Origin of the sequence: Devosia sp. XK-2, from assembly GCF_037113415.1 — a bacterium.
Taxonomy (GTDB): Bacteria; Pseudomonadota; Alphaproteobacteria; order Rhizobiales; family Devosiaceae; genus Devosia.
In genome coordinates, this window is the sequence record NZ_CP146608.1 from 2,873,890 (window position 1) to 2,886,945 (window position 13,056).

The 13,056-nt window shown below is 62.8% G+C and carries 13 protein-coding genes; 11 read left to right on the forward strand and 2 right to left on the reverse strand.

The genetic code is table 11. The annotated features are described in order from the left end of the window. Positions 1-3: 3 nt before the first annotated feature. Positions 4-618, reverse strand: a complete 615-nt coding sequence (locus V8Z65_RS14120; protein WP_338720790.1) for a TetR/AcrR family transcriptional regulator — start codon at positions 616-618, stop codon at positions 4-6. A gap of 133 nt (positions 619-751) precedes the next feature. Here V8Z65_RS14120 and V8Z65_RS14125 point away from each other — a divergent pair, with 133 nt between their 5' ends. Both V8Z65_RS14125 and V8Z65_RS14130 read left to right on the forward strand, forming a co-directional pair. Beyond that, on the forward strand, positions 752-1,033 hold the full coding sequence (locus V8Z65_RS14125; protein ID WP_338720791.1) for a hypothetical protein: 282 nt from the start codon (positions 752-754) through the stop codon (positions 1,031-1,033). A gap of 503 nt (positions 1,034-1,536) precedes the next feature. Continuing rightward, positions 1,537-2,739, forward strand: coding sequence for a phosphoglycerate kinase (locus tag V8Z65_RS14130; protein WP_338720792.1), 1,203 nt, complete (start codon positions 1,537-1,539; stop codon positions 2,737-2,739). A 42-nt stretch (positions 2,740-2,781) separates the two neighbouring features. On the opposite strand, the gene V8Z65_RS14135 is transcribed toward V8Z65_RS14130, so the two are convergent. Next, positions 2,782-3,612 carry an aldo/keto reductase gene (locus tag V8Z65_RS14135; protein ID WP_338720793.1) on the reverse strand — a complete coding sequence of 277 codons (831 nt, stop codon included), beginning with the start codon at positions 3,610-3,612 and terminating at the stop codon, positions 2,782-2,784. Positions 3,613-3,826: 214 nt separating this feature from the next. Between V8Z65_RS14135 and V8Z65_RS14140 the strand changes: the two genes are divergently transcribed. The 9 genes from V8Z65_RS14140 (at position 3,827) to tilS (ending at position 13,027) form a co-directional block, all read left to right on the forward strand. After that, complete coding sequence (locus tag V8Z65_RS14140) at positions 3,827-4,855, forward strand: class I fructose-bisphosphate aldolase (RefSeq protein WP_338720794.1); 1,029 nt, start codon at positions 3,827-3,829, stop codon at positions 4,853-4,855. A 181-nt stretch (positions 4,856-5,036) separates the two neighbouring features. Then, positions 5,037-5,642, forward strand: coding sequence for a thiamine phosphate synthase (locus V8Z65_RS14145; RefSeq protein ID WP_338720795.1), 606 nt, complete (start codon positions 5,037-5,039; stop codon positions 5,640-5,642). Continuing rightward, positions 5,639-6,739 carry a tetratricopeptide repeat protein gene (locus V8Z65_RS14150; RefSeq protein ID WP_338720796.1) on the forward strand — a complete coding sequence of 367 codons (1,101 nt, stop codon included), beginning with the start codon at positions 5,639-5,641 and terminating at the stop codon, positions 6,737-6,739. The genes V8Z65_RS14145 and V8Z65_RS14150 overlap by 4 nt, the downstream gene beginning before the upstream one ends. Positions 6,740-6,869: 130 nt before the next feature. Then, a complete protein-coding gene (locus tag V8Z65_RS14155) occupies positions 6,870-7,664 on the forward strand; it encodes an inositol monophosphatase family protein (RefSeq protein ID WP_338720797.1) in 795 nt (264 codons plus the stop codon). Between the two features lie 116 nt (positions 7,665-7,780). Further along, positions 7,781-8,776, forward strand: coding sequence for a flagellar motor protein MotA (locus tag V8Z65_RS14160; protein WP_338720798.1), 996 nt, complete (start codon positions 7,781-7,783; stop codon positions 8,774-8,776). 3 nt (positions 8,777-8,779) lie between these two features. After that, complete coding sequence (locus tag V8Z65_RS14165; protein WP_338720799.1) at positions 8,780-9,805, forward strand: peptidoglycan -binding protein; 1,026 nt, start codon at positions 8,780-8,782, stop codon at positions 9,803-9,805. Between the two features lie 274 nt (positions 9,806-10,079). Further along, positions 10,080-10,574, forward strand: a complete 495-nt coding sequence (pal, locus tag V8Z65_RS14170) for a peptidoglycan-associated lipoprotein Pal (protein WP_338720800.1) — start codon at positions 10,080-10,082, stop codon at positions 10,572-10,574. 174 nt (positions 10,575-10,748) lie between these two features. Beyond that, the gene (ybgF, locus tag V8Z65_RS14175; protein WP_338720801.1) at positions 10,749-11,768 is read left to right on the forward strand and encodes a tol-pal system protein YbgF; all 1,020 of its coding nucleotides are present in this window, start codon (positions 10,749-10,751) and stop codon (positions 11,766-11,768) included. After that, entirely contained in the window at positions 11,753-13,027 is a 1,275-nt protein-coding gene (tilS, locus tag V8Z65_RS14180; RefSeq protein ID WP_338720802.1) for a tRNA lysidine(34) synthetase TilS, read from the forward strand. Before ybgF ends, tilS begins: the two co-directional genes overlap by 16 nt. The last annotated feature ends 29 nt before the right edge of the window (positions 13,028-13,056 follow it).

Below are 13,056 nucleotides of genomic sequence, written 5' to 3' on the forward strand. Positions count from 1 at the left end.
TTTCTATGCGCCCGGCTGGGCTGAATACAGTTGAAGAAAACAGGCTAGGGCGTGCACACTGCGCTTCGCGAGCACGTCGTCGCTCGGCACGGGCATGGCGCCCGTCACCCGGCGCACCTGCAGATCGCCAATAAGCAGGTTGAAATAGGTGTCGCGCGCCTCCGCAACCGTGTCGAATGAGACTTGCCCCGCCTCTTTGGCGCGCAGCAGCAGCCGGTCCAGTCGCGATGCCACTTCTTCCCGTCCATGGTGTGCCAGAAGCGGGCCAAGTTGCCCGGTTTCGGCGGCATCCACGGCCGCCGCGCGATTAAGGGCAATGGCCCGGTCGCCGGTGAGCATGCCCAAAAGCGCCGGACCGAGCCGTTCGAGACCGGCCAACGGATCGCCCTGCTGCTCCAGCACATTGTCGATCAAGGCGCTAACGCGTGCGGCATTGCCCTCCACCAGGGCCGCAAACAAACCCGGCTTGCTGCCATACCAGCGATAGAGCGTTTCAGTCGAAGCCTTGGCGCGCTTGGCAATGGCCAGCAGGGAGGCCGATTTGTACCCGACCTCGCTCATCACCGCATAAGCGGCATTCTCGATTTCGGCCCGACGTATGCTCTCAGAGTCAGTCATAACGTTGTCCGTAAATTTCTTTACGGCATAGCGTAAACATTTTTACGGATACCGCGTCAACCCCACCCGCGAGTCACGCCGCTGTCACCAAATCGGTCTATTGGCTGCATCCGTCTCGGCAATGGAGCAGCACATGTTCCTCCTCACCAAGCGTATTTCCATGGGCCTGCCCCTGGCATGGCTACTCCTCGGCCTTTTGCACCTGCCCTGGCTGCTCCCGGTTCCTGCTGCCCTCATGCTGGGCTTTCTCACCTGGCGGCATCGCCACATCCTCGCCCAGGTCGGCACAGCGCCCCTCGCCAGCGACGGTTTCGCCAAACATGTCATGGTCGACGATCTGCTGCGCCTGGCCGGGCAGGTTCTGCTCTCGCCTCTGCTCTATCTCCTGGGCGCCAGCTTCGCCGTGACTCCATAACCGCTTGAGCCTCAGATCATTCCGATCCCCTCAAGAGGTACTGCAACAAACTTATCCCCGCCGCCCAGACCTCCCACATACTGCCTCCGTCCCCGCCGACAACACGCGGTACCGACGAAGTGCCGGGCGGGGAGACGGGCTGGTTGGGGTCGCCCAGCCGGATGCGTGTATGCTGACCACCGGCCGCCCAGCTGCGGGGCGGTGACAGGCGGCGATGGATGTTTCGGCGTCCGGGCCAAATGCCTTTCACCGGCCCCAAGGGGATGGGCAACCTCAAAAGGGGGCCGCTCGATGCATGCGTACGAAATCCCGGTCGTGAGAAGCGGCTTTCGCCTCTTCTTTATTTACCAGAGGCGAAAGCCGCTTTTCACCGTGCCAATCCGGAGACGTCAGCGTCGTCCGGCGTCGAACCATGCCTGCGAGAAATTTTCTCTCCCCGCTTCCGCCAAACGTGCCACTCTGCTACCCACGGCAAGACTAGAACTGACCGTGGAGGCAGCATAATGAGCACCGGCTTCAAGACCCTGGATGAACTTGATCTGACGGGGAAGCGCGTGCTCCTCAGGGCCGACCTCAACGTGCCCGTGGCCGATGGCAAGGTCACCGACGCCACCCGCATCGAGCGTCTGGTGCCCACCATCCGCGAAATCGTCAAAAAGGACGCCAAGGTCATCCTGCTCAGCCATTTTGGCCGTCCCAAGGGCAAGGTGAACCCGGAATTTTCGCTCGAACAGGTCTGCTCTGCCGTTGCCGACCAGACGGGTCATCCGGTCGGCTTCGTCGCCACCGATTGGGTCGATGTCAGCGCTGCCAAGGCCGCTATTGACGAAGCGCCCGCCGGCGCAGTGCTGGTGATGGAAAACACCCGCTTCCATCCCGGCGAAGAAGAAAACGATGTCGAACTGGCCAGGCGCATGGCCAGCCTGGGCGACATCTATATCAACGACGCCTTCTCTGCTGCTCATCGGGCCCATGCCTCGACCGAGGCGCTGGCGCATTTGCTGCCGGCAGCTGCAGGCCTTGCCATGCAGGCAGAACTCGAGGCCCTTGAAGCAGGCCTGGGCAAGCCCAAAAAGCCGGTCGTGGCCATTGTCGGCGGCGCCAAGGTCTCCTCCAAGATCGACCTGCTCGAAAATCTCGTCACCAAGGTCGATGGCCTGGTCATCGGTGGCGGCATGGCCAATACGTTCCTGTTTGCCCAGGGTTATGGCGTGGGCAAGTCGCTCTGCGAAAAGGACCTCGCCGATACGGCTCGCCGCATCATGGACAAGGCCGAAAAGTCCAATTGCGCCATTATCCTGCCCATCGACGCGGTTGTCTCCTGGCACTTCAAGGCCAACTCGCCCACCCGCCTCTATGGCGTCGACGCCATCGATCCGGACGGCATGATCCTAGATATCGGCCCCTCCTCCATCGAGCGCATCAACGGTGCCATCGACGATGCCCATACTGTGGTCTGGAACGGCCCCGTCGGCGCCTTCGAGATGGAGCCATTCGACGCCGGCACCGTTGCCATCGCCAAGCACGTCGCCAAGCGCACCCATGACGATCTTCTGGTTTCTGTCGCCGGCGGCGGCGACACTGTCGGCGCCCTGGCCCATGCCGGCGTCAAGGACAAGCTGACCTATGTCTCCACCGCCGGCGGCGCTTTCCTCGAGTGGATGGAAGGCAAGCCCCTGCCGGGGGTGGAAGCGCTGAAAAAGTAACAAAAAAGGCCGGGCAACCCGGCCTTCTTGGTCTTTGCGGCCTTAGAACGTCGCCGTCACCGGGTCCGACCCGATCCGCCCATCGGCGGCATCGAGCCCGGCAATCGCCGCCTTGTCTTCATCGCTCAGCACAAAGTCGAACACGTCGAAATTCTCGACGATCCGGCTCGGCGTCACCGATTTGGGGATCACCACCAGCCCCAGATCGAGATGCCAGCGGATGATCACCTGCGCCGGGCTCTTGCCGTGGCGACTGGCGATTTCCCCGATCACCGGATCGGACAGCACCTGACCCTGTCCCAGCGGGCTCCAGCTCTCGGTCACAACGCCGAGCTTGTCATGCTTGTCGCGCATCACCTTCTGCTGGAAGCGCGGATGCAGCTGGATCTGATTGATCGCAGGGGTCACACCGGTTTCCCGGATCAGGTCGTCGATATAGCTGCCCTCGAAATTCGAGACGCCAATGGACTTCGCCTTGCCCTCTTCCCGAAGACGGATCATTGCCTTCCAAGTCTCGACATATTTGCCCCGGAATGCCGAAGGCCAATGGATCAGATAAAGGTCCACATAGTCCGTACCCAGACGTTTGAGGCTAGCATCCATGGCACGAAGGGTTTCGTCATAGCCCTGATCGTCATTCCACACCTTGGTCGTCAGGAAGATATCCCCGCGATCTACGCCTGAGGCTACAATGCCCTTACCGACGCCTTCTTCATTTTGGTAGACAGCGGCGGTGTCGATATGCCGGTAGCCGGTTTTGAGAGCCGTGCTGACCGCCTCGACCGCCACGTCGTTCGGGGTCTGCCAGACGCCCAGACCCAGTTGCGGGATCGAACGGCCGTCATTGAAGCTCACGTGGGGTTGCGTGCTCATCTGTCTGTCCTGACTTTTTTGGATATGGGCGCACGGGGCACCGCGGGAGAGATCGTCAACTTACGATGATGCTCCTCAATCGCCAACCCCCGCCGGGGTTCCACGTCCGTCTTCCATACAAGATTAGCCTTTCGTCGCATATCCGGAGGTCTAATCGAAACCGGCGTAACGAAAGTCTAATCTTGGGGCCAGTCAATATTCGAGGTTTCTCTCCATGACCAAGTCGCTCAATGCCATTGCCCAGAAGCTGATGACCCCCGGCATGGGCATCCTGGCCGCCGATGAATCCGAAGGCACCATTGGCAAGCGCTTTGCCAAGATCAACCTGCCCAACACGCTCGATCTCCGGCGCGATTATCGCGAAATGCTTTTTGGCGCCACCGAGGCGATGAAATCCTACATTTCCGGCGTCATCCTCACCGAAGAAACCCTCAAGCAGGAAGCCGCCGACGGCACGCCCTTCCGCGCCACCCTGGCCGATGCCGACGTCATTCCCGGCATCAAGGTTGATCGTGGCGCCTTCCCTATGCCCGGCGAAAGCGGCGAGAAGATTACCGAAGGCCTCGACGGCCTCAGGCAGCGCCTGGCCCATTATGCCGAGCTGGGCGCCGGCTTTGCCAAATGGCGCGCCGTCATCACCATCAACGACATCGCCCCCACCCGCAACAATATCCGCGCCAATGCCCATGTGCTGGCCCGCTATGCCATGCTCTGCCAGGAGGCTGGCATCGTGCCAATTGTCGAGCCCGAAGTGGTTGGCGATGGTGAACCGGGCAATCACTCCATGGAGCGCTGCGCCCAGGTCACCGGCGATGTGCTCGAAAATGTCTTCAAGGAACTGCGTCTGGCCGGTGTCGATCTGGCCGGCATGTTGTTGAAGCCCAACATGATCCTGCCCGGCATCAACTCCCGCGAGCGCCCCGGCATCGAAGAAGTTGCTCGCCGCACGGTCGATGTCCTTAAGGAACATGTCCCTGCCGCCGTGCCCGGGATCGCCTTCCTTTCGGGCGGTCAGACCGACGAGGAAGCCACGGCCCACCTCTCAGCCATGAACCGGATGCCTGGCAAGCCCTGGCCCATGACCTTCTCTTATGGCCGCGCCCTGCAAAATGTCGCCCTGCGCACCTGGGCCGGTCGACGGGAGAATTTTACATCGGCGCGCGAGGCTTTTGCGCACCGCGCCCATATGAACTCGCTCGCCGCTATCGGCGAATGGACCAACGATCTGGATCGGGCCGCCTGATCCCTACCGTCTCACCGCGGACCCAACGTCGCGGCTGGCGCGCGCTTCCTCCCGGGGCGCGCGCATCTTTATCCCCGCCGGCGTGCCATTGCCTAAAATGGGGTCAATCCCCTATTGAGGCATGTCCCTTTCTTGCCAAAATGGCTCAATAGGGAACGACGCGTCACTTTCCGGGAACATCATGGCTCCGCAGCTCTACCTCATCACGCCGGAAAATCCGCCATCCGAGCAGTTCCCGCGCCAGCTTATGAGCGTCCTGTCCGGCCCCGAAATCGCCGCGCTCCTGATCCGGCGCGGTTCGCTGGACGAACAGGGTTATACTGACCTGTCCGCACGCCTCATTCAGATCGGCCAGGCCGCCGGCGCCGCCGTCCTGCTTGAGGACGACGTGGATCTGGCGCGGAGACTCGGCGCCGATGGCGTGCATGTGACCGGCGGCGGTATCAAGGCCATTCGCGCCGCGATCGGCGCACTCAAGCCCGACGGCATTGTCGGCGTGGGCAATATCCGCTCCCGGCATGACGCCATGAGCTTTGGCGAACTGGATGTCGACTATGTCATGTTCGGCCCGCTGAGCGGTCCCGCTGATCCTGGCGCCGCCGACTTGGCGAGCTGGTGGGCGGAGACGTTCGAAGTGCCTGCCATCTATGCCGACCCCGCAATCGAGGCGGCGGCGCTCGATACCACCGGCGCCGAATTCGTCGCCCTATCCGACTGCATCTGGGCGGCAGACGATCCAGCCGCAGCCCTTCTGGCATTCGACAAGGCCGCCAGGGCAGCCGCATGAAACGCCTGCGCCCCCTTTTGATCCTGTGTCTTGCGGCCCTGGCCGCGCCTGTTTTGGCACAGGGCAATGCTGCCGAGCAGATCAGCGACAATGTTTTCGGCCCCCGGCATCCCACCGATTATGCCTATGGCGCCTTTCAACGCGGCTATTTCCTGACGGCCCTGGAACTGGCCCTGCCTCGCGCAGAGCAGGGCGACGCAGCAGCGCAAACGCTGATTGCCGAAATTTACGCGCGCGGTCTTGGCGTGGCGCAAAGCGCCGAACGCGCCGCGGGCTGGTATCAGCTCGCCGCCAATAATGGCGATCGCCTCGCCGCCTTCGAATTGGGCATGCTCTATCAGGATGGTGTGGGCGTACCGCGCAACCGCCAGCGCGCCGCGGAACTCTTCAGGACCGCGGCAGAGGCCGGCTATATCCCGGCCAAATACAATCTGGCCCTGCTGCACGTGGAAGGCGTCTATGTCGACCCCAGCCTCACCACCGCCGCGTCCTTAATGAAAGAAGCAGCCGACGCCGAACTGCCAGAGGCGCTCTATGACTATGGCGCCATGCTGCTCGAAGGCGCTGGCCTGGCGCCGAACATCGAACTGGGCGCCGACTATATCCGGCGTGCCGCAGAAGCCGGTCTTGCCGATGCTCAGGTCGACTACGCCACCTTGCTCTATCTGGGTCAGGGGGTGGAGCAGGACATCGCCGCAGCCGCAAAATGGTACGGAATTGCCGCTGAAGCAGGCAATGTCGTCGCTCAAAATCGCTATGCCAAGCTGCTCGCGGTCGGCGAGGGCGTGACGCTCGATCTCGAGGAAGCCGCCATGTGGAGGGCTTTGGCGCGGCGCCAGGGCCTGACCGATCCCGATCTGGATCGTCTGCTGGTCTCCATACCACCCGATGCGCTGGCCAGCGCCGAGGAGCGGGCCCGCTTCTGGCCGTCCACCCCGTTGACTATCGAGACGATCGCCACCATTCCCACTGTCGACGGCCCGGTCCTGCCCAGCCCGACCGATGCCGACAATGCGCCGAGCCAGGTGGTCGATCCCAATCCCGACGCGCCGCCAGCCGGCACGGGCGAAAGCGATCCTGACACGCAAGGCCCTTGAACCATATCCTGTTCTGGGGCAATAAGCCCGCCACACTTCAATCCAGCGGCAGGACCCTGTGGTCCCCTGGCCGGCCGGCAGACCAAATCTGCCCGCCCCGACCACCGCATGAGCCCGCGAGCAAAACCTCATGGCCCGTTCCGCCCTTCTCAACGTCATGGTCAGCGCCGCCATCAAGGCCGGCAAATCGCTGGCGCGCGATTTCAACGAGGTCGAAAATCTCCAGGTTTCCCGCAAGGGCCCGGCCGATTTCGTCTCCAAAGCCGACCTGCGCGCCGAACAGATTGTCTATGACGAATTGCGCAAAGCTCGCCCCACCTATGCTTTCCTGATGGAAGAAGGCGGCGAGGTGGCCGGCACGGATGGCCAGCATACCTGGATCATCGACCCACTCGACGGCACCACCAATTTCCTCCACGGCATTCCACTCTTTGCCGTCGCCATAGCCCTGCAGCGCGGCGGGGATATCGTCGCCTCGGTCATCTACAATCCCATCATGGATGAGCTCTTTACCGCCGAAAAGGGCGGTGGCGCCTGGCTGGCCGACCATAAGCGCCTGCGCGTTGCCGGTCGCCGGCACCTGTCCGACGCCGTGGTCTCCACCGGCATCAAGACCCAGGGCACCAGCAACGACACCCTGCAGCTTCGCCAATTGGCCAGCGTCAATCCGGCTGTGGCCGGCATCCGCCGCGGCGGCTCGATCTCCATCGACATGGCCTGGCTGGCCGCTGGCCGTTTCGACGCCCTCTGGGAAGCGGGCCTCCAACCCTGGGACGTGGCGCCGGGCCTGCTCATGGTCAGGGAGGCAGGTGGCCTGGTGACCGATCTTGCCGGCCAGCCAGGCTCGGTCTGGAACGGACAGATCGTGGCCGGTAACGAGACTTTGCAGGGCGTATTGCTCAAGACATTGCGGACCATTCAGTAGCGCTGCCGTATTCCCGTCATAGCATCCCGTTAACCTTTTTAATTGTCACGCCTTTCTCCCGCCTCTAGACTCAGAGGCGGTTGATTTGCGCGCGCGAGGGGCAAGGTTCGGCAAAGATGACGCAGACTTACGATCCCTATCACCTCGCCAGTCCGACGGTTTACCTCGTCAAAATCGTGATCTTCCTGGTGCTGGTGGGATTGGTCGCCGCCATCCTGATCACCAACATCGTCAGCTTCTTCTGGGCGAACCCCTTCATCAATTCGATGATTTTCTTCGCCCTCTTCGTCGGCATATTCCTCAGCTTCCGCCAGATTTTCCGGCTGTTTCCGGAAGTCAAATGGGTCAATTCCCTGCAGGACGGCAATGTCACCACCACCCGCCCGCCCGTGCTTTTGGCGCCGGTAGCCGGTATTTTGCGCGAACGCATTGGCGAGGCGGTCATTACCCCCGCTTCGATGCGCTCCATTCTCGATTCAGTGGGCAACCGGCTCGACGAAGCCAAGGACACCTCGCGCTATCTGACCGGCCTGCTGGTCTTTCTGGGCTTGATGGGCACCTTTTACGGCCTGCTCGAAACCGTGGGTTCGGTGGCCGGGGTCATCAATGCGCTCGATGTCACCTCGGCCGATAGCGGGGCCCTGTTTGCCAATCTCAAGGAAGGGCTCGCCGCGCCGCTGGGCGGCATGGGCACCGCCTTCTCGTCCTCGCTGTTCGGCCTGGCCGGATCGCTGATCCTGGGCTTTCTCGATCTGCAGACCAGCCAGGCGCAAAACGCTTTCTATACCGATCTCGAGGACTGGATGACCTCGATGACCGAGCTCGACCATCCGGTCACCGCCATGCAGGCCAATTCCATGGGTGTCGCCGGCGCCGACATGCAGGCCATGATCGAGCGCATGGGCGCCAGCATGCAGAACCAGAACTCCTCGCAAAATGCCATTCGCGCCATGGCCGAACTGGCGCGCGGCATCGATGGCTTGGTCAAGCATATCCGTACCGAGCAGGAAGACTTGCGCCGCTATATCACCGAGCAGGGCGAAACCAACCAGAAGCTGCGTGACCTGATCCAGGCCATGCTCGACGAAGCCGATAACGAGCGCCGGAACTAGAACATGCCCGCAGCGCGCGCCCGCCGCAGACAGGAAGCCAATTACTGGCCCGGCTTTGTCGACGCGCTGTCGAGCCTCCTGCTCGTCATCATCTTCATGCTGTCCCTGTTCATGCTGACCCAGTTCTTCCTGGGCCAGGAAATCCAAGGCCGTGACACGGCATTGGCCCGGCTCAATAGCCAGATCGCCGAACTAACCGAATTGCTGCAGCTCGAACGCACTAATTCCGACGACCTCAACGCCCAATTGGCTACACTCACCGCCACCCTGGCCGGAGCCCAATCGGAAAACGATGCGCTGACCAGCCAATTGGCCGGTATCGATAGCGGGCTCGACGAACGCGACAACACGATTGCTGGGCTCCAATCGGATCTGCTAGCCGCCGAAAAGCTCTCTGATGAGGCCAATGCCCAAGTCGCCTTGCTCAACCAGCAATTGGCGGCGCTCAGAACCCAGATCGGTGCGCTCGAGGCCGCCCTCGAGGCCTCCGAGGCCCGCGACGCTGAATCGCGCACCCAGATCGCCGATCTCGGTCGCCGCCTCAACCTGGCGCTGGCCCAGCGCGTGCAGGACCTGGCCCGGTATCGGTCCGACTTCTTTGGCCGGCTGCGCGAAATCCTCGAAGACCGCGCCGATGTCACTGTGGTCGGTGACCGCTTCGTCTTCCAGTCCGAAGTGCTGTTCGATCCCGGACAGGCGGATGTGAACGCCGCAGCCCTGCCCCAGCTCGATTCACTTGCCGAGGCGATCCTGCAGCTCGAAACCGAGATTCCGACCGACATCAATTGGGTGTTGCGCATTGATGGCCACACCGATAGCCGCCCCATTTCCAATGCCCGCTTCCCCTCCAACTGGGAACTCTCGGCCGCCCGCGCCATTTCGGTGGCCCAATATCTGGTCTCGCGCGGCGTCTCGCCCAATCGCTTGGTCGCGGCGGGCTTTGGCGAATTCACCCCGCTCGACCCTGCCGAAAACGAAGAAGCCTATCGCCGCAACCGCCGCATCGAATTCAAGCTTACCGAAGGTTAGCGACATTGCGGGCAACACGCCAAGCCGCCCAACCGATCAGCCCCGGGTATGACCCAGGCAGATGAAGACCACCAACAGCGCCACGTCCTCTTTAACCCTAATGCCCGATCCAGCGTCCCCTGTTGCGCCACGGCAACGTCACAAAAAAGCCAGGATTTCCGCCACATCCGCGCCCCATTAGCTGGTGATTAACCAGTCTGGCACACCCGGTTTTAAGATTAAGCGCGGTAAATGCTGCCCTTAAGATTTTAGCTTTCTCTCGTAGGAGCCCGCCTTGGCCATCCCCACCCCCATCAATACCGCCCTGCGCGCTGCAGCCATGATGCTGTTCGTCGTCGTCATCGCCGCCTGTTCGCGCAGCGCCACCGACAATGTCGGCCTGACCGGCGTCGGCAATACCGGCGCCGGTGCGCCGGGCAGCCAGCAGGAATTCATCGTCACCGTGGGTGATCGTGTGTTCTTTGAAACCGATTCCAGCTCGCTGACCAGCGAAGCCATGGCCACGCTCGACAAGCAGGCCCAGTGGCTCAACCAATATGCCAATTACCGCATCATGATCGAAGGCCATGCCGACGAACGCGGCACCCGCGAATACAATATCGCCCTGGGTGCCCGTCGCGCCTCGGTGGTGGTGAACTATCTGGTGAGCCGCGGCGTCAATGCCCAGCGCATTACCAGCCAGTCTTTCGGCAAGGAGCGCCCGGTGGCGATCTGTAACGACATTTCCTGCTGGAGCCAGAACCGCCGCGCCGTCACGGTCGTGCAGTAAGAAAAAGCGGCTTTCCGCCGGATCGGGGAGCCTTCGAGATCCAGTGAAAACTGGAGGCAAGAGTGCCCGGTGCCAAAATTTGGCCCGGGCGCTTTCTTTTGACCAAAATTGCTCTTTATCCGCGGACGCATAAATCCCATCTTGGCCGGCATTGACAGCATTTCGGAGGCAGGCGTGACGCTTAGGAATTTGACGAAACTGGGCCGTGCGGCGCTATGCGCGCTGGGCGTCGGCCTCTGCGCTCCTGCGGCGCAGGCACAGACCGTACTGCCTCCGGGCGAATTGAGCGGCCTCAGCTTCAACAATGATGGCGGCCGCATTCTTGTTGCGCAGGCGGACAATGCCCAGCTTCTGGTGCGGGTGCAGCAGCTTGAAGAGCAGATCCGCGTGCTCAATGGCCAGGTGGACGGCCTGACCTTCCAGCTCACCCAGCTTCAGGAAATTCTCAACCGCCTGCAGGAAGACAGCGAATTCCGCTTCCAGGCGCTGGAAGGCGGTGGCCCGGGAAACGGTGATGCGGCAACCGGTGCAGGCGGCGCGACGCAGCCTGAGGCGTTGCCGCAAAACCCAGCCACAAACGAAATGGACGTTCCCCTGACCGACATTCCCGAGCAGGGCGTGCAGCCCCTGCCCGGCGAAATCGAGTTCGACCCGACCTTTGACGATGGATCGGTGCCCATGGACGATCTGGGCGCCTCCGGCGATCCGCTGGTCGGCACCGGACAGGCCGGCGGGCTGGACCTGATTACCGGCCAGCCGCTGGATCTCAACTATGATCCCGCTGCCAGCCAGACCGGCAATCCGGATGCCGATGCGCAATTCCGCGCCGGCTACGAGGCCATGCTTTCGGGCGATTACGAATTTGCCGAACAGCAATTCGGCCAGTTCATCGAGCTCTATCCGGACAACCCGCAGGTGGTCGATGCCGGCAATTGGCTGGGCGAATCCATGCTGGCCCGCGGCGCTTATGCCGAGGCCGCCGATGCATTGGTCGATGCCTATCAGAAAGACCCCAACCACGAACGGGCGCCCGACATTCTGCTCAAGCTAGGCGTTTCGCTGGCCGGAGTGGGTGAGCGGGAAACCGCCTGCCGGACCTTCAACGAGGTCTCGACCCGCTATCCCGACACCATTCCGGCATTCCAGGCCCGGCTGGCCGAGGAAAAGGCAAAGGCTGAATGTCCACCGGCCTAACGCCCGATCTGGGCGATCCGGAGGTGCTGGCGCGGCTCTTTGCGCCAGCGGCAAACCACCCGGCAATCGGCTTGGCCGTGTCCGGCGGACCGGATAGCCTGGCCCTGATGCTGCTGGCCCAGCGCTGGGCCAGCGCCCTGGCCGGGCCGCCGCGGCTGATCGTCTATGCCATGGACCATCAGCTCCGGCCTGAAGCGGCTGAGGAAGTGGCCATGGTGCTGCGCGAGGCCGAAGCTTTGGGATTGTTCGCACATGGCCTGGCCTGGACCGGCGAAAAACCGCAGTCAGGCTTGCAGGAAGCCGCGCGGCAAGCGCGCTACCGGATCATTGGCCAAGCCATGAAGGCCGACGGCGCCACGCTGCTGCTCACCGCCCATCACCGCGCCGACCAGGCCGAAACCGTGCTGATGCGGCTGGCCCATGGCAGCGGTATCGAGGGCCTCAAGGGCATGACGCCGATGAGCCGCGTCGAGGGCGTGGCCGTGTTCCGGCCCCTGCTCGATGTCGAGCCGGCCAGCCTGGCGTTGGTGGTGCAGGAAGCCGGCCTCAACCCGATCCAGGACCCGTCCAATACCGATCTCAGCTATGAGCGCGTACGCTGGCGTAAGCGATTGCCGCTGCTGGCCGAGGATGGCCTCGACAGCGCCGCGCTCTCCCGTTTTGCCGCCCGGATGGCCGAGGCCGACCTCGCCCTCAACCAGATGGCCGACGCCGCCTTTGCCGAATTGGTGAGCCTTGACGGCTTTGGTGCCGCCAGCGTGCCGCAAGCCGCCTTTCAGGCGCTGAGCCCGGCCATTGGCCGACGGGTTTTGGCACGTACCCTCAACATTGTGGGCGGCCGGCAAAAGCCGCGCGCCCTGGGCCAGGTCGAAAAGCTCTACGACCAGATCGCGGCGGGCAACCTGCCCAGGGCCGCGACCTTGCTGGGTGCCGTGGTGCGATTGAAGGCAGAGGCCCTGACTGTGTCGCGCGAACCGGGCCGGGCCCTGCCCGAGCCTTGCGCGCTCGGTCCGCATGAGAAGCTGGTCTGGGACCAGCGCTTTCTCATCACCAATGTTTCGGACACCGCGGGCCTCGTCGCCGGCGCCACTGACTTCATGCCCCGCCACCGGCTGGAAAATTTTCTCGGCTTCAAGGTGACGACGCCCGCCGAAGCCATCCGCACCGCGCCCCTGGTGCGCGACGGCAACGGAGACATTCTCGCCCTTGGCGGCTGGTCCTTCGACGAACGGATCAAGGTGGAATTGCTGATCGACTGACCGGACGGATCGATCCGGCGGCATCACCC

What these genes read in the sequence shown, in the direction of transcription:
- V8Z65_RS14120 (WP_338720790.1), bottom strand. Translation starts at nt 618, where the DNA reads ATGACTGACTCTGAGAGCATACGTCGGGCCGAAATCGAGAATGCCGCT.
- V8Z65_RS14125 (WP_338720791.1), top strand. Translation starts at nt 752, where the DNA reads ATGTTCCTCCTCACCAAGCGTATTTCCATGGGCCTGCCCCTGGCATGG.
- V8Z65_RS14130 (WP_338720792.1), top strand. Translation starts at nt 1,537, where the DNA reads ATGAGCACCGGCTTCAAGACCCTGGATGAACTTGATCTGACGGGGAAG.
- V8Z65_RS14135 (WP_338720793.1), bottom strand. Translation starts at nt 3,612, where the DNA reads ATGAGCACGCAACCCCACGTGAGCTTCAATGACGGCCGTTCGATCCCG.
- V8Z65_RS14140 (WP_338720794.1), top strand. Translation starts at nt 3,827, where the DNA reads ATGACCAAGTCGCTCAATGCCATTGCCCAGAAGCTGATGACCCCCGGC.
- V8Z65_RS14145 (WP_338720795.1), top strand. Translation starts at nt 5,037, where the DNA reads ATGGCTCCGCAGCTCTACCTCATCACGCCGGAAAATCCGCCATCCGAG.
- V8Z65_RS14150 (WP_338720796.1), top strand. Translation starts at nt 5,639, where the DNA reads ATGAAACGCCTGCGCCCCCTTTTGATCCTGTGTCTTGCGGCCCTGGCC.
- V8Z65_RS14155 (WP_338720797.1), top strand. Translation starts at nt 6,870, where the DNA reads ATGGCCCGTTCCGCCCTTCTCAACGTCATGGTCAGCGCCGCCATCAAG.
- V8Z65_RS14160 (WP_338720798.1), top strand. Translation starts at nt 7,781, where the DNA reads ATGACGCAGACTTACGATCCCTATCACCTCGCCAGTCCGACGGTTTAC.
- V8Z65_RS14165 (WP_338720799.1), top strand. Translation starts at nt 8,780, where the DNA reads ATGCCCGCAGCGCGCGCCCGCCGCAGACAGGAAGCCAATTACTGGCCC.
- tilS (WP_338720802.1), top strand. Translation starts at nt 11,753, where the DNA reads ATGTCCACCGGCCTAACGCCCGATCTGGGCGATCCGGAGGTGCTGGCG.